14 protein-coding genes are annotated in these 15,094 nt (G+C 47.3%); 9 read left to right on the plus strand and 5 right to left on the minus strand.

The genetic code is table 11. The features are described from left to right. Nucleotides 1–207 precede the first annotated feature (207 nt). A complete protein-coding gene (locus MiSe_RS06395; protein ID WP_226576212.1) occupies nt 208–1,827 on the minus strand; it encodes a serine/threonine-protein kinase in 1,620 nt (539 codons plus the stop codon). 400 nt (nt 1,828–2,227) lie between these two features. On the opposite strand from MiSe_RS06395, the gene MiSe_RS50800 reads away from it, so the two are divergent. From MiSe_RS50800 to MiSe_RS06405, 3 genes are all read left to right on the plus strand, one after another. After that, complete coding sequence (locus tag MiSe_RS50800) at nt 2,228–2,359, plus strand: hypothetical protein (RefSeq protein ID WP_264196375.1); 132 nt, start codon at nt 2,228–2,230, stop codon at nt 2,357–2,359. A gap of 37 nt (nt 2,360–2,396) precedes the next feature. Then, nucleotides 2,397–4,874 (plus strand): phenylalanine--tRNA ligase subunit beta, encoded by a 2,478-nt coding sequence (gene pheT / locus MiSe_RS06400; RefSeq protein WP_226576214.1) that lies wholly within the window; start codon nt 2,397–2,399, stop codon nt 4,872–4,874. A gap of 116 nt (nt 4,875–4,990) precedes the next feature. Then, nucleotides 4,991–5,260, plus strand: coding sequence for a YciI family protein (locus tag MiSe_RS06405; protein ID WP_226576216.1), 270 nt, complete (start codon nt 4,991–4,993; stop codon nt 5,258–5,260). Nucleotides 5,261–5,423: 163 nt separating this feature from the next. Here the strand turns inward: MiSe_RS06405 and uvsE are convergent, their stop codons facing one another. Next, on the minus strand, nt 5,424–6,353 hold the full coding sequence (gene uvsE / locus MiSe_RS06410; protein ID WP_226576218.1) for a UV DNA damage repair endonuclease UvsE: 930 nt from the start codon (nt 6,351–6,353) through the stop codon (nt 5,424–5,426). A gap of 238 nt (nt 6,354–6,591) precedes the next feature. After that, nucleotides 6,592–6,810, minus strand: a complete 219-nt coding sequence (locus MiSe_RS06415) for a hypervirulence associated TUDOR domain-containing protein (RefSeq protein WP_226576220.1) — start codon at nt 6,808–6,810, stop codon at nt 6,592–6,594. Nucleotides 6,811–6,992: 182 nt separating this feature from the next. Between MiSe_RS06415 and MiSe_RS06420 the strand changes: the two genes are divergently transcribed. The 5 genes from MiSe_RS06420 to MiSe_RS06440 all read left to right on the plus strand — a co-directional run bounded on the left by MiSe_RS06420 (nt 6,993) and on the right by MiSe_RS06440 (nt 11,614). Next, nucleotides 6,993–7,298 carry a small RNA NsiR4-regulated ssr1528 family protein gene (locus MiSe_RS06420; RefSeq protein WP_226576222.1) on the plus strand — a complete coding sequence of 102 codons (306 nt, stop codon included), beginning with the start codon at nt 6,993–6,995 and terminating at the stop codon, nt 7,296–7,298. 442 nt (nt 7,299–7,740) lie between these two features. Continuing rightward, a complete protein-coding gene (locus MiSe_RS06425; protein WP_226576224.1) occupies nt 7,741–8,001 on the plus strand; it encodes a DUF4212 domain-containing protein in 261 nt (86 codons plus the stop codon). Nucleotides 8,002–8,196: 195 nt separating this feature from the next. Further along, entirely contained in the window at nt 8,197–9,885 is a 1,689-nt protein-coding gene (locus tag MiSe_RS06430) for a sodium:solute symporter family protein (protein WP_226576226.1), read from the plus strand. A gap of 576 nt (nt 9,886–10,461) precedes the next feature. Further along, nucleotides 10,462–11,262: an ATP-grasp domain-containing protein gene (locus MiSe_RS06435; RefSeq protein ID WP_226576234.1), complete on the plus strand. Its 801-nt coding sequence runs from the start codon at nt 10,462–10,464 to the stop codon at nt 11,260–11,262. A 178-nt stretch (nt 11,263–11,440) separates the two neighbouring features. Beyond that, nucleotides 11,441–11,614, plus strand: coding sequence for a hypothetical protein (locus MiSe_RS06440; RefSeq protein ID WP_226576236.1), 174 nt, complete (start codon nt 11,441–11,443; stop codon nt 11,612–11,614). Nucleotides 11,615–11,912: 298 nt separating this feature from the next. Here MiSe_RS06440 and MiSe_RS06445 read toward each other — a convergent pair whose 3' ends face one another. Together MiSe_RS06445 and MiSe_RS06450 are read right to left on the minus strand one after the other, a co-directional pair. Continuing rightward, nucleotides 11,913–12,263: an SH3 domain-containing protein gene (locus MiSe_RS06445; protein WP_226576238.1), complete on the minus strand. Its 351-nt coding sequence runs from the start codon at nt 12,261–12,263 to the stop codon at nt 11,913–11,915. A gap of 42 nt (nt 12,264–12,305) precedes the next feature. Further along, entirely contained in the window at nt 12,306–13,049 is a 744-nt protein-coding gene (locus MiSe_RS06450) for a L,D-transpeptidase (RefSeq protein ID WP_226576240.1), read from the minus strand. Nucleotides 13,050–13,454: 405 nt separating this feature from the next. Between MiSe_RS06450 and MiSe_RS06455 the strand changes: the two genes are divergently transcribed. Then, entirely contained in the window at nt 13,455–15,053 is a 1,599-nt protein-coding gene (locus MiSe_RS06455; protein ID WP_226576242.1) for a gamma-glutamyltransferase family protein, read from the plus strand. Nucleotides 15,054–15,094: the final 41 nt, after the last annotated feature.

Genomic DNA, 15,094 nt, shown 5'->3' on the forward strand with positions numbered 1-15,094 from the left:
ACCTCCAGACGCTGTGTAAGACTCAGACCGGATTTAGTTCCGGGTATCTAGCAATAGATACACCCAACAGAGCAACGGCGAATGAGACGCGAAGCCCCATCCGCCTATGCGGTGGGGTACTTCACATTATCCCCAGAACTCAACAGAGAATCAGGATGCGTTGGCGCTTGCTGGGAAAGGAGGCAGATCGCGCTCGGCAAGCGGGCATTACCACAAGCCTCTTTTACCGCTGGGTCGTACCGTCATCCAATTTGTTTTCGCTAAAGCCAACTGCTCTTCTGTGAGTCTGGCGCCGGTGAGATTCGCTCCACACAGGTTTGCACCTCGGAGATTCGCATTGCTGAGATAAGCATAACTGAGGTCTGCTCCTCTCAAGTCTGCCCCTTCCAAATCGGCATAACTCAAGTAAGCCCTAGCCAAGTTGGCTTCTCGCAGAATCGCATAATTTAAACTTGCCCGCCCAAAATCGGCCTCGTATAAATTTGATCCAGTCAGATTTGTTCTGTTTAATTTAGCTTGGTGGAAAATTGCTCCTGATAAAGTGGCCTTTTGCAGGTTTAATAGACTGAGATTTTGTTCGGCAAAGTCTCTTCTACCTTTGGAATAGCCTGTTTGCACTTCTTGGGCATCTAATTTGCGCGGTATTCTGGTTTGTTTTCCGGGGGAACCGCCGCTGGCAATTGCGCTTCCTGTCGCGGCTTTGGGGCGGTTAGCTCGATGTCCGGTAATTCCAGATTGAAAATCGGTTCCTTCTAAGCGGGTGCGCCTTGCCCGAATCGCCATTGCCGCCTTGACCACAGAAGGTGTGGATTGGGAACCCCCGGAGATGCGACCCAATCCCCCAGACAGCATGTTGGATTTATTGGCATAGGGCTGGTAAATAGTAGAAGGTTGAGTTGCCATTCCCTGAGCGAGGCTATCTAGATAAGGCTCCAAATCTAGCGCTCTGAGGACATCATTTGCCGACTGGTAGCGATGGCGAACCGATACTTCCAGCATTTTGCTCAATACGTCCTCCATATGCTTGCTGACTTGGACGTATTTTTGCCAGAGCATTTCTCCCGTTGCCGGATTGTATTCTAGGTCTTTGGGAGATTTGGCGCAAAGCAGGTAAACGCAAGTCACTCCCAAGGCGTAGATATCGCTGGCGTATACCGGACGCATTGCCATCTGTTCTGGGGGCGCAAATCCCGGAGTGCCGATGGCGTAAGCGGTTAGAGCGGTTTGATCTGATAGCGAAGCTGCCGTGTTGACTTGGTTTTTCACTGCCCCAAAGTCAATTAGAACCAGCTTGCGGTCTTGATGGCGACGAATCAAGTTAGCTGGTTTGATGTCCCGGTGAATCACCTGCTGGCTGTGGATGTATTCCAGCACAGGCAGCATCTCGCTGAGGAATTGTTTGACCCCCTCCTCGCTAAACGATCCGTTGAGTTTAACTTCCCGCTGGAGCGTCTCGCCTAGTATGTACTCCTGGACTAGATAAAATTGTTGATGGGTTTCATCTTCAAAGTAATCCAGCAGTTGCGGGATTTGCGTATGACTGCCAATCCTTCCCAGGGTCTCGGCTTCGCGCTTGAACAACTCCCGCGCCATTTTAAATACCTGTGGCGTCGTCGCCGAGGGGCGCAGTTGCTTGATGACGCGAGACGGTTCACCCGGTAGACTCTCGTCTATGGCTAAAAATGTGGCTCCGAAGCCACCTTGTCCCAAGGGTTTTCTCACCCGGTAGCGATCGCGCAGCAGCAGGTTGGAGCCACATGCCAGACACCGATCGACATGGTTCGGGTTTTCGGGATGGGAACAGGCTGGATTTAAGCAATAGCTCATTCAGCATCACTCGCTTCAAGTATCGGTTCAGCAGTCAATGAAGTGCCCTGTTTCCATTATCTGGGCAAGCATCAATAAATACAGTGCTATTCGTACAATCAATTCTTTAAAGAGTTGATGAAGTAGCACTAATAGGGATTTAACTGTTTTCTAAATCACCGAGTAATTACCCACAGTGAAATTACTGAATAGGTTTCCTGATCGCATATAGAATGCCCAAAAGGATGGAATAATTAACAGCAAGCTCATGGCAGAGCAATTAACTTGTCATACCACGCCTTGGGTGTAATTTAAAAGTCCTACCGCCAATCTAACAGTTCAGGTCAGTTAAATGCTACAGGAGCAGAGGGGCTATGGTGATGGGGAGATGGGGAAATCAGGGAGATGGGGAGATGGGGAGATGAAGAAGACTCTTGAAGTAGAAGTAATTTCTTCATCCCTATCTTCATCCCCCCCTCCATCACCTTCCCCATCTCCCCTGCTCCCTACGCCCGCACAAGCAGCTCACCTCTCTCCCCGCTCGCGCAACTAATATAATCAGGTTTGTATTGGAAAATGCAAGCAAGTTAATGCGTATCTCTCTCAACTGGCTAAAGGAACTGGTCGATTTCACCGCAACGCCCCAAGAGTTGGCTGCAACGCTGACTATGGCTGGGTTTGAAGTGGAAGATATTGAAGATCGTCGCACTTGGGCGCAAGGGGTGGTTGTCGGCAAGGTGTTGGACTGTCAGCCCCACCCCAATGCAGATAAACTGCGGGTTTGTCAAGTAGATATCGGGCAAAAAACGCCTTTAAATATCGTCTGCGGTGCCCCCAATGCCAGGACGGATATTTACGTGCCAATCGCTACGGTAGGGACTCACCTACCCAATGTCAATCTTACGATTCGGCCTGCGAAGCTGCGGGGCGTACCCTCTGAGGGGATGATCTGCTCCCTCGCCGAGTTGGGGCTGGAAAAAGAATCCTCTGGCATTCATATTTTTGAGCCGGATTTAAAACTGGGCAGCGACGTTCGCCCGCTCCTGGGTCTGGATGATGTAATTTTAGACATTACTGCGACTGCCAACCGCGCCGATGCCTTGAGCATGGTGGGAATCGCGCGGGAGGTAGCAGCTTTGACTGGTGCCACCCTCAAGCTACCAGAAGCCCCAGAAATTATGGCAGGGGAGCTCAAGAGCAGGGGGGCTCAAGAGAAGACTGCTTCTGGTTTGGTGCTGAAAATTGAGGAGTCTCAAGCTTGTCCAGCTTACATTGGGACGGTGATCGAACAAGTTAAAATTGCTCCTTCTCCCGCTTGGTTGCAACAGCGGCTGACTGCTGCTGGGGTGCGACCGATTAACAATGTAGTCGATGTGACTAACTATGTGCTGTTGGAGTGGGGACAGCCGCTGCACGCTTTTGACCGCGATCGCTTATTAGGTATAGCAGGTACTGAAGATAAATCATCTAAACCCCTGACTATCGGCGTCCGCTTTGCTGCCTCTGGAGAAACCCTCAAAACCCTTGACGGTCAATCTCGCACCCTGCAACCACAAACTCTGCTAATTACAGCCAACAACCAGCCTGTAGCCCTTGCAGGCGTCATGGGCGGCGAGGAAACTGAAGTCCACGCCGATACCCAAAACTTGGTTCTAGAAGCCGCATTATTTGAACCAGTGGCAATTCGTCGCTCTGCACGCAGCGTCGGATTGCGGACTGAGGCATCTTCCCGCTACGAACGCGGCGTCAACTTCGCAGAATTGGAAGTCGCTTGTCGTCGCGCCCTGGGGATGCTCGTCGAGTTGGCAGGCGGGGTGCCCTTTGAGCAAAAAATTGCCGACGCCCGTCCTAACCAATCTGCCTGGAGTCGCTCGATCGAATTGCGCCTCGACCGGGTTAACCAGATTTTAGGGCCAATTGTCCTAGGCGATGATGTCGGCGAACTGCAACCGCCAGATCTCAACCGCATTATTACGGCTTTGGGATGTAAAATTGATAACAGCACAGATGAAAAAGTTTGGCAGGTAACGGTTCCCCCTTATCGCTATCGCGACTTGGAGCGGGAAATCGATTTAATTGAAGAAATCGCCCGTCTTTACGGTTACGATAATTTCTGCGATGATTTGCCGCAAGAAACAGAAGCAGGCTATCTTTCCATTGACCAGGAACTGACGCGGAAATTGCGAGAAGCTTTCCGCGCCGCCGGACTAACGGAATTAGTGCAATACTCCCTGGTTAAACCGGGTGGGGATAAACAAATTGCCCTGGCAAATCCTTTGTTTGCCGAATACTCGGCCTTGCGAACCGATTTGATCTCCGGATTGATCGATGCGTTTCAGTATAATTTGGAACAAGGCAATGGGGCGTTGAACGGGTTTGAAATTGGTCGGATTTTCTTTTGCGATGAAGATGGTTTAATGGAAGCCGACGCGATCGCAGGGATTTTGGGAGGCGATCGCACAGTCGGTCGCTTTCCGCGGGGCGGACGGGAACAACCCATGTCTTGGTTTGAAGCGAAGGGCGTTCTTGAAAGCGTATTTCGCCGACTAAATTTAGCAGTAGAATATCAACCGGATCGCCGCGATCCGCGCTTACATCCCGGACGTACTGCGTCGCTGTGGGTGCAAGGTAACCGATTGGGAACGTTTGGACAACTGCATCCCCAGTTACGTCAAGAACGAGGTTTACCAGATGCGGTTTATGCGTTTGAACTCGATCTGGATGTATTGCTGGACTCGCTGGATGGAGAGGAAAATCTGACGCCTGCATTCCGTGCTTATTCCACTTTCCCAGCATCGGATCGGGATATTGCCTTCTTTGCACCGACCCAGGTGTCGGTGGCGGAATTTGAACGGGCGATATCTAAAGCTGCTGGCACTTTACTAGAGTCGGTAGAAGTGTTCGATGAATATCGCGGCGAAAACGTTCCAACTGGACAGCGGAGTTTGGCATTTCGGATTGTATATCGCGCCAGCGATCGCACTCTCACCGACGCCGATATCGAACCCGTCCATCAAAAAGTACGGGAAGCGTTGGTTGATAAGTTCAATGTCAATCTTAGAAGCTAATTGCTAATGGCTAATTGCTAATTGCTAATTGCTAAAAATTTTACCCATTAGCCATTAGCCATTAGCCATTAGCCATTAGCCATTAACCATTAGCCATTAGCCATGACCTATTACCTATGCCTAAATACGTGATGTGGGGAAGTTATTGCGAGGATGTCCTGGAAAAAAGGGCGCCTTACCGACAAGATCATTTAGATGGACTTGCCGCCCAGAAAGAATCCGGTGTTTTAATTACGATTGGCCCTACCAAAGATGTTACTAAAGTCTTTGGTATTTATGAAGCCGATAGCGAAGACACCGTGCGCCAGCTGGTCGAAAATGACCCTTATTGGCAAAACGGCATTTGGACAGAATACGAAATCCGCGAGTGGATTCAAGCAATTTAGCAATTGGTAATGGGTAATTGGTAATGGGTAATTGCTAATTGCTAATTGCTAATTGCTAATTGCTAATTGCTAATTGGGTTAACAGGCTTTTGCCGCCTTGACAACTACCTATTACCCATTACCAGTACCGCTTGATGTAACTAGCAACTTGCGTTATTAGCAATTAGCCATTAGCAATTAGCCATTCTGCCCGCAATTTGTCAATTGCTTGTTCTTTAAGTTTGGCTTCTACTTCGATCCAGGGGGCGTTGCGGTAAGCGCTGGGCATCACTGTTATTAAGTCGCTGTGGCGCTGATCGTTGAATGATTCCATCCCGTTAGAGATGTGTACTAATTGCCATTGTGGATTGGGCCAAGTTGTGCTTGCTGCTGCTAGCATTTCGGCTATGCTGGGATGTTCGTAAGTGTCTAAATGTTCGTGAATAACGTGGTGGTGGGCGTCAAATACCATCGGTACGCCTGCGGCGCGGCAAATTTCCAGAATTTCTGCGGCGCTGTAGGCGTATTCGTCGTTTTCTAGGGCTAGACGGGAGCGGATGTTCTCCGGTAAATTGCGGATAACGCCGATCAGTCGTTCTGCCCGATCTGACTTGCCTCCGTGTATTTCCATAACTGCCCAGGGCGATCGCTCTAATCCCAACATGTCAAATATACGGGCATGTAGCCCTAAAATCTTGATGCTGTTCTCGATCACATCGGGTTTATCCGAACTTAGCACCACAAATTGATCCGGGTGAACCACGATCCGGATACTTAGATCTTTGGCACGATCGCCTGTTTGTGGCAATTGTTGCGTAAATTCACTTAAAATATCCTCGCCTAAAGGATCGTCGGCAAAGGGGAATAAGGCAGAGGTGATGCGATATAAGCGAATGTTGTGGGTGTGGCAAAATGCGATCGCATTGTTGAGCCGTTTCAGGTTTTCTGCATACAATTCTCGCAGTACCCGCTGTTGTTCTGGTGGTTCTAAGCTCAACAGTCGCTTGCGGGTTAGTGCTTTATAACGGACTTGATCCGACGCCGTAATGCAGACTAACCCTAATTTTGGTACTGTACTAACCGGGGACTTGGAAGCGATCGCGATTGTGTTCATTGCTGGGCGTCTTGGGATAAAAAACTGATATTATATCAAATCCGGTTGCATCGGAATAATTAGCTTTCTTGCTAATTGCTAATTGCTAATTGCTAATTGCTAATTCCCCCTACAGGTCGTAATTCCGATGCAACGGTCAACGATATTACTCGTAGGACTTAGGCACAACGATCCTAGAAACCGGGTTTCTGTGTAGATTTCAGATAAACCCGGTTTCTTTGGCGATAAAAAACTGATATTACTCGTTTTCGACTTTTTTGAGCGATTCTGGTTTATGAGCGGCTTCTTTGCCTGTTTTGTCGCTAACGACGAGGTATTCTGGATTATCTTCACTGGCGGCGACATGGTGTCCTTTGATATCTGTGGGGGATGTTAGCTTTTTCTTCACCGTGCCGGTTGTAGTGCCTTGTGCGGTGTTCCACTCTACTTGGTCACCTTTTTTGAATTCGTCTGCCACGGTTTACCTCCTGTTCTTTAAGTATTTTCCCACTTGTTACATTGTGTTAAGCCAAACCGAGACAAACATCAGTCGAAATATAGATTTGAGCAAGAGGGCATTAAGCATACCAATTACCAATTACCGATTACCCATTACCAATCCCTAGTAAAATATCCCCAGTAATTCTTTCCTTGGTTGCCATGCCTTCTGAAACTACTCCAGATCTTCAAACGACTACAGGTGCAGATGCGATTGATGTTGCGATCGCCAACGGCATCGACTTCGACGGTTCTCCGATTCCAGCAGAAAAACTAGACCTCTACAATCAGGTGATGGCGCTAGAAGCAGGACGCCAGCGCAGTGGGGTGAGTAATACGATGCGATCGCGCATTGTTCGCATCGGTGCCAAGCACATTCCCCAAGATCAACTCAATCAAAAGCTAATAGATGCTGGCTTTGCGCCGCTGAAAGACAAAGAAATTGCCTTCTTTTATGGCGGCAAGTAACAGCAACAAATAAACAAATTTCACTTTAAAACTAGACGGCAGGGAAATTTCTGCCGTCATGGATTTTTATGAAGTAGAGGCGAGTTTTATCAACAACTTTTACCAGCAACAGATACCTTTAGGACATATTTCTTGTGGGGTAGGCATCCTGCCTGCCAAAGAGATTCTTTGTTGAAGAGGTCTAATAAACCCGCCCGTCCCGTGGGATAGCAAGTACATAGGACGTGATATTAAAAAAGTTAAAATAATCAACCTCCCATTACCTTTCCAAGGTAAACTAATTTTTGCTAAAGTTACAAGTTTTCTCCCCAGGATTTACCAACGACGAATTTAGAAACCTGGTTTTTGCCCAGATATCTGGTGCTAAATCGACGATTTTTCCCAAAAACCCGGTTTCTTGGCGTCAGTCCCGATCGTTCAATATCCCCTAACTAAAAAAACCATGAATCAAAACAACAAACAAGCTTATTGGCGAGCCAATATAGCGTTGATTCGCAACCTACTGCTGATCTGGGCTGTGGTTTCATTTGGATGCAGTATTTTACTGGTTGAACCTCTGAATAACTTGAAGTTTGGTAGCCTTCCTCTGGGTTTTTGGATAGCACAACAAGGGTCAATTTACTTGTTTGTGGCGCTAATTTTTATCTATGCTTACAAGATGGACAAAATTGACCGTAAATATCTGAAAAATAAGGATAATTAACGCAAGTTGCTGGCTAATAGCTAATTGCTAATCGCTAATTGGCAAGCGCAGTAATATAGCCAGGACTGACGCAAAAAAACCGGGTGTCTAGCCTCTGTTATTTCCATTAGCCATTAGCCATTAGCCATTAGCCATTAGCCAGCCGCATCCTGGAAACAAAAGTTGAAGACAAAGTTCGTGTTTTGAGGTTTAATAATGTCAGCAGAAGTTTGGACAATTGTATTAGTCATTATTTCATTCATTGTCTACATCTATATCGGATGGCAATCCCGCGTAAAAGATACCAAAGGCTTCTTCGTCGCGGATCAAGGCATACCCTCGCTGGCAAATGGGGCTGCTACGGCTGCGGATTGGATGTCTGCGGCTTCGTTTATTTCAATGGCGGGGATTATTTCATTTTTGGGCTATGATGGTTCGATTTTTCTGATGGGATGGACGGGGGGTTATGTGTTGCTGGCACTTTTGCTAGCACCCTATCTCCGCAAGTTTGGTAAGTATACCGTGCCTGATTTTGTGGGCGATCGCTACTACTCAAATGTGGCTCGTTCCGTAGCAGTAGTTGCGGCAATTTTTGTGTCGATGACTTATGTCGCCGGACAGATGCGGGGAGTTGGCATTGTCTTCAGTCGTTTTCTCCAGGTAGACATCAACACTGGGGTAATTATTGGCATGGTAATTGTGGCCTTTTTTGCTATTTTGGGGGGAATGAAAGGCATTACCTGGACACAGGTAGCACAATATATCGTGTTAATTGTGGCGTATCTAATTCCAGCGATCGCGATCTCGATGCTGCTGACAGGAAATCCAATTCCCCAACTCAGTTTCACCTTCAGCGATATTATCGAACGGCTGAATACTATCCAAGTTGATCTGGGTTTTCCAGCCTACACTCAAGCCTTTGCGAACAAGCCGATGATTGACGTGCTGTTCTCTACCATTACACTGATGGTAGGGACGGCTGGTTTACCTCATATTATTGTTCGATTCTACACGGTTCCAGATGTCAAAGCGGCGCGATGGTCGGCTGGATGGGCGTTGTTATTTATTGCCATTCTCTATACTACCGCTCCCGCCCTGGCCTCTTTTGCTCGCTATAACTTGATTGATAGTTTGCATAACAAAACAGTTGAGGAAGTGCAACAACTCGACTGGGCAAATAAGTGGAAAAATACCGGATTGTTGGCGTTTGATGATAAAAATGGGGATGGACGTTTGCAACTCACCCCTAATAAAAAAACGAGCGAAATTACGATCGACCGAGACATTGTCGTGCTTTCCACCCCTGAAGTGGCAAAACTCGCTCCTTGGGTGATTGCGTTAGTTGCAGCAGGAGGATTGGCAGCTGCTTTATCAACTGCATCGGGGTTGTTATTGGTGATTTCCAGTTCTATAGCCCACGATGTTTATTATCGCATGATCGATCCTCATGCTTCCGAGTCGAAACGACTATTTGTCGGGCGCGTAATGGTGGGGATTGCGATCGCAATTGCCGGTTATTTTGGCATCAATCCCCCCGGATTTGTCGCCGAGGTGGTTTCTCTCGCCTTTGGTTTGGCGGCGGCTAGCTTTTTCCCAGCGATTGTGCTGGGGGTGTTTGATAAGCGTACTAATAAAGAAGGTGCGATCGCTGGTATGATTCTGGGTTTAGTTATCACCAGCTTTTACATCTTTTCTGTTAAGTTTGGCGGAATGCAACCTTGGTTTGGGATTTCCGCCGAAGGTTTTGGTACTGTTGGCATGGTGCTGAACTTTATCGTTACCTTAGTTGTTTCTCGCTTGACGCCGCCACCTCCCCCAGAAGTGCAAGCACTGGTAGAAGAATTGCGGACACCAGAACACGCGCCGCCTGCATTGTCTGATATCGGTGAAGAACAGTTGGATTAATAGCGTAACATTTGTAGGGGCGGCTTATACTTAAATAAACCCGCCCCTGCAACGCCAAATATTACAGCAGATTGCAAATGAGTCAGGTACACCTTTGTTTGTCAAGCGCGCAGCATTAATGCTGCGCGCTTGACAAACAAAGCGAAAACGCTTTACCTAACGCGGCTTCCAGCCGCTGTAAAACAATCATGGACATAAGATTAGCATCACAGTATTCTATCTACAACAGAAAACAAGTAGAAGCAAGTGAAAAAGCAGGATGTTACTACTGCCTTAGTATCTTTTCACCTGAAGAAATATCTGATTACTGCGATGACGGTACGACCGTACTTTGTCCCAAATGCGGTATCGATAGCCTGCTTGGTTCGCAGTCAGGATATACAATTGATTTAGCAACTATAAAAAAATTGAAGCAATACTGGTTTTGAACAACTGTAGGGTGCGTCAGGCGCATAGAATTCGTCAGTTTATACCAATGGATTAAAGGTCAGCGCCTGACGCACCGCCAGGGATGGTGCTACAAATTTCAGATTAACTAATATCAATGAACTGATTGTCGGACAGATTCAAAGATTTATGGCAAGTAATCTGATATTCCTTTTCCCCAGCGATTACTTCAATCCTAAGCAGGTTGATCGGATGTACCTCGACCAGGTTGCATCGCTTTCCGATGCGGGATTCGACACCGCTGCTATCTCTTTGGAATCCTTGGGGAATAGTTCACCAAAGATTAGCCCAACCCTTTCCCAAAGCGCAGAAGTGGTTTACAGGGGGTGGATGCTCTCACCCTCAAATTATGAGTTGTTGGTTAGTGCCATAGAGAGCATGGGAGCTTGTGCTTTTACTTCTCTAGCTGAATACTTAAGCACGCATTACCTGCCTTCCTGGTATCCCTTAGTTGCCGATCTAACGCCAGAAACAAAGTTCTATTCGATTGATGATGACTTAGAAACTGAGTTGGGAGCATTAGGTTGGGAACGTTTCTTCATCAAAGATTACGTTAAGTCCCTTAAAACCTCAGTCGGAGCAATTATCGATCGGCCCTCCCAGATTGGAACAGTTATTGCCCAAATGCAAAAGTTTCGAGGAACGATTGAAGGTGGTATTTGTGTACGACGATTTGAAGAGTTTGTCGCTGAATCCGAGAAGCGTTACTTCGTTATCCGTGGCAAAGCGTTTGCAGCTTCTTTAGACGAAGAAATTCCTAACATTGTTGAGGAATGCGCCCTGAGAATTCAAAGCAAGTTCTTCTCTGTGGATGCGATCGATCGTGAAGATGGAGTCAAGAGAATTGTCGAAATTGGTGACGGGCAAGTGTCGGATTTGGTTGGATGGTCTGCTGAACGTTTTGCACAACTTTGGGCCCATGACAGATAACGCATCATTCATGTTAGATTGGTCGGGTAAGTACTAACTCAAGTTGCTAGTTATCTCTCTCACAGCGGCTAATGGCGTTCCCAGGCGACCGCCTGGGGAACGAGGCAATGGCGAGATTGGTAAAAATCCTATATTAGCAATTAGCCATTAGCCATTAGCAAAGCCGTTTCTGGTGGTTATGAGCTTCAGTGATGTAGTCGAGGCAATCAAGAGTCTTTCTACCGCAGAAAAGCAAGAAATTCAATTGCTGTTGAAGCAGTACCTGCGGGAAGAACGTCGCGAACAGGAACAAAACGGTGAATTAAAGTTTTCCTCCAATATGAATGAACTGAGACAAATGATCGAGGAGTGATGGTGCAGGTTAGCTTCATATCAAATCCGGTTGCATCGGAATGATCGGCCTTTCTTGGTAATTGCTAATTGCTAATTGCTAATTGCAAGAAAAGCCCCTACAGGTCGTAATTCCTTAGCAACGGTCAACGATATCAGTTAGTCATTCCGACGTGCTTTCAACGGTGAAGAACAATTAGATTAATCGGGTCTGGCGATCGCAATCAGTGTCTAATTGCGATCGCCACAGCCAAAAATATCCTGTGAAAAGCCAGGGTAGTTAGGTTAAGCTATAGCCTCGATCGTGCTGGTTAATGTTGCTATTGAGGGTCGCCACAGATATAATCGGATCTTGCCCAACCTTGGCTGCCATTGTGGAAAACATTCCACCAATAAAAACCATCAGGCGCATACTGTCCGCGAATCAAGCCAATAGTTTGACCATGGCGAATCTCTTTAATCTTGCGATATTGCTCTCCTGGACCAGTCCGCAGGGACAGGCGACCATTTCTTGGGTCATTGGTACAGACAGTGGCGTAGCTTTGCACATCTGAGCTGCTTGCGGTATCTGTCGGTCCAAGTCCTGGTCCTACCTGTGCTTTAATAGGTAACGCTACAGATAGCATTAGCGTGCTAGTTATTAAAGTTTTTAGCACTGTTGTTTGAAGCATGGTTTTATCCTTGTGTGTGAGTAAAGTGAGCGAACCGATCAACTACTGAATATTGACTTGGAGATATTTGGGTCGATAGATGCGAACTTTGTTCAACAAATCGTCCAAGTCCGATTTATTGGTTAGAGCAATGCACCCTTCTGTCCCGTCTTCGCCATTGTTTTTTTCAAACGACGGGTCATAATGAATCCCCAATGCTGAACGACCAGTACGAAATAAAGGCTGGATGGTCAAGAAACGTCCGCCAACCTCTGGACTGGTTCCACCCACAGGCGATCTGGCGACTGCGTACAAACCATCTGGTAAAGGCGCTTGCGTACCTGCTTGGTGACGATTGCGATTTTGGCTATATGCTCGTCCGCTTACGACAGCATAAGTACGGATTAGCTGCCTGTTAACATAGAGATTCATTTGATAAAGCGGGTTGCCTTGGGCGTTAGTTCTTCCCATCGGCGTTAGAGTCATGTAGCTACCTTGCTGAACTAACTCCTGTGAATTTGCGCCGTGGAGTTGGCTTCCCTCAAGGGGTACGGGATTTTCAATTTGCGACTCGTTACTAGCGGGTAGCTCGACTGAAACAGGTTGGCTGTTCTCTAAGATCGGTCCTGAATTCCACTGTTGTCGCTTTCTTGTAGTCAAATTATCAGCGGGTAGCTGACTGCTAACGCTGGGCTTCGCCTCAGTCAATTGTGGGCTTAATTCCTGCACAACAGGAGCCGAACATCCTACGAATGCAACACAAATTAAGGGGGCAAACGCCAGTTCTTGAAGTTTGGAAAAAATCATTCTAGTTTGGATAAAAACTACCCCAAGGTCACGTTGTTTTGAGAGATATAGCGGATTGCTTTTCGTGTGAAGTAAAGCCTTAAGGCTGAGTTTGTATAGCGGCAGCATTAATGCTGCCGCTATTGCATTCGAAGGTGTACCTCATGCGCCTGCAATCAGCTGTAAAATTCAGCGAAACTTTGCCCAGGCGTGCCTGAGTTAAGCCAGTCTGATATCTGGCAGTATTGATGCACCCTAACCTTGAAGACTTTAGGTAAGTCTTGGCTTTTTCCTGAATTATCTGTAATTCAATGATAGAAATTTCCTAGCGATACTGTCGGTACCCTCTTGTGGTAAGTTTCTGTGAAGCACATCCTATATTTTCCAAAACGGGTGCTTGTTTAATTTCCAAAAACGAGTGGCGTGATGCAACTAGGAAACCTAACCGACTACCCCTACCCTTCCTTCCGACGAGTCATCCTGGGAAAGCGGGGTGCTGTGGCGACAAGTCAACCCCTGGCGACTTTAGCAGGGATGGAAATGCTGTTAGCTGGGGGAAATGCAGTCGATGCAGCTATTGCGATCGCGATCGCACTCACTGTAGTTGAACCCACCTCCAATGGTATCGGTGCGGACGCCTTTGCGTTAGTCTGGGATGGGAAACTCCACGGTTTAAATGCTTCCGGAAAAAGTCCCCAATCTCTTACTTTAGAATTATTCGCCGGACTGGAAACAGTACCCGAAACAGGTTGGTTACCCGTCACCGTACCGGGTGCGGTATCTGCTTGGCGCACTTTATGGCAACGTTGGGGAAAGTTACCGTTTGAACAGTTATTTGCACCCGCGATTCGATATGCTGAGTCAGGGTTTCCCGTTTCTCCAGTCACCGCACAAGCTTGGAAACGCGCGGAAAGAGTTTTCTTACCCTTGACTGGAAAGGAATTTGAGCCGTTTAAAGCCGTATTTTTTCCCCAAAACCGCGCACCAGAAGCGGGGGAAGTGTGGGGAAGCAAGTTACATGGGGAAACCTTGAGAGCGATCGCATCCTCTGGCGGCGAAAGTTTCTACAAAGGCGAACTTGCCCAAAAAATCGCTAATTTTGCCGCAGAAACCGGCGGTTTCCTCACAGTTTCAGATTTGGAAACCCATCAAGCAGATTGGGTAGAACCAATTGCAACGGATTATCGCGGACTAACTGTCTGGGAACTTCCCCCCAACACCCAAGGAATCGCTACTTTAATCGCTTTAAATATTTTAGAAGGGTTTGATATTGCCAAATATCCCCGCGAATCGGTTGCAAGTTATCACCTGCAAATCGAAGCGATGAAACTGGCTTTTGCAGATATTCACCGTTATGTTGCCGATACTCGTTTTATGGATGTTTCGGTCGCTTCTTTGTTGGATAAAATTTATGCAAAGTCGCGCCGAAGTTTGATTGGCGAGCGAGCCATTCCCCTCGCAGATCCGGGAATTCCCAAAGGTGGAACCGTCTATCTAGCCGCCGCCGATGGGGAATTAATGGTTTCTTTTATTCAATCGAATTACGAAGGATTTGGTAGCGGAATTCTTGTTCCCGAAACAGGCATTGCACTCCACGATCGCGGCGCATGTTTTACTTTAGAATCGGGACATCCGAATCAAGTCGGTGCAGCGAAGCGTCCTTTCCATACAATTATCCCCGGTTTTCTTACCCAAAACGATCGACCATTAGGGCCATTTGGTGTCATGGGAGGGCATATGCAGCCCCAAGGACACTTGCAAGTTGTGGTGAATAAGCGGGATTATGGCATGAATCCCCAAGCGGCTCTAGACGCTCCTAGATGGCAATTTATCGCTGGAAATCGGGTGATTTTAGAACCGGCGGTATCTGAAGAAATAGCACAGAAGCTTAAAGATAGAGGACATGAAATTAGCATCAGTACAAATCCCTGGCTATTTGGAAAAGGTCAAATTATCTTCAAACAAGGGGAAGTTTTCATCGCAGCATCAGAACCCCGTGCCGATGGGATGGCGCTAGCATGGTAGTAACCCATGTTGCTAGTTATAAAACCGAGCCCCCCAAACCC

This window comes from Microseira wollei NIES-4236, assembly GCF_020521235.1.
Classification (GTDB): Bacteria; Cyanobacteriota; Cyanobacteriia; order Cyanobacteriales; family Aerosakkonemataceae; genus Microseira; species Microseira wollei.

Coding starts and splice junctions, on each gene's coding strand:
- MiSe_RS06395 (WP_226576212.1), bottom strand. CDS start 1,827: ATGAGCTATTGCTTAAATCCAGCCTGTTCCCATCCCGAAAACCCGAAC.
- MiSe_RS50800 (WP_264196375.1), top strand. CDS start 2,228: ATGAAGAAGACTCTTGAAGTAGAAGTAATTTCTTCATCCCTATCTTCA.
- pheT (WP_226576214.1), top strand. CDS start 2,397: ATGCGTATCTCTCTCAACTGGCTAAAGGAACTGGTCGATTTCACCGCA.
- MiSe_RS06405 (WP_226576216.1), top strand. CDS start 4,991: ATGCCTAAATACGTGATGTGGGGAAGTTATTGCGAGGATGTCCTGGAA.
- uvsE (WP_226576218.1), bottom strand. CDS start 6,353: ATGAACACAATCGCGATCGCTTCCAAGTCCCCGGTTAGTACAGTACCA.
- MiSe_RS06420 (WP_226576222.1), top strand. CDS start 6,993: ATGCCTTCTGAAACTACTCCAGATCTTCAAACGACTACAGGTGCAGAT.
- MiSe_RS06425 (WP_226576224.1), top strand. CDS start 7,741: ATGAATCAAAACAACAAACAAGCTTATTGGCGAGCCAATATAGCGTTG.
- MiSe_RS06430 (WP_226576226.1), top strand. CDS start 8,197: ATGTCAGCAGAAGTTTGGACAATTGTATTAGTCATTATTTCATTCATT.
- MiSe_RS06435 (WP_226576234.1), top strand. CDS start 10,462: ATGGCAAGTAATCTGATATTCCTTTTCCCCAGCGATTACTTCAATCCT.
- MiSe_RS06440 (WP_226576236.1), top strand. CDS start 11,441: ATGAGCTTCAGTGATGTAGTCGAGGCAATCAAGAGTCTTTCTACCGCA.
- MiSe_RS06445 (WP_226576238.1), bottom strand. CDS start 12,263: ATGCTTCAAACAACAGTGCTAAAAACTTTAATAACTAGCACGCTAATG.
- MiSe_RS06450 (WP_226576240.1), bottom strand. CDS start 13,049: ATGATTTTTTCCAAACTTCAAGAACTGGCGTTTGCCCCCTTAATTTGT.
- MiSe_RS06455 (WP_226576242.1), top strand. CDS start 13,455: ATGCAACTAGGAAACCTAACCGACTACCCCTACCCTTCCTTCCGACGA.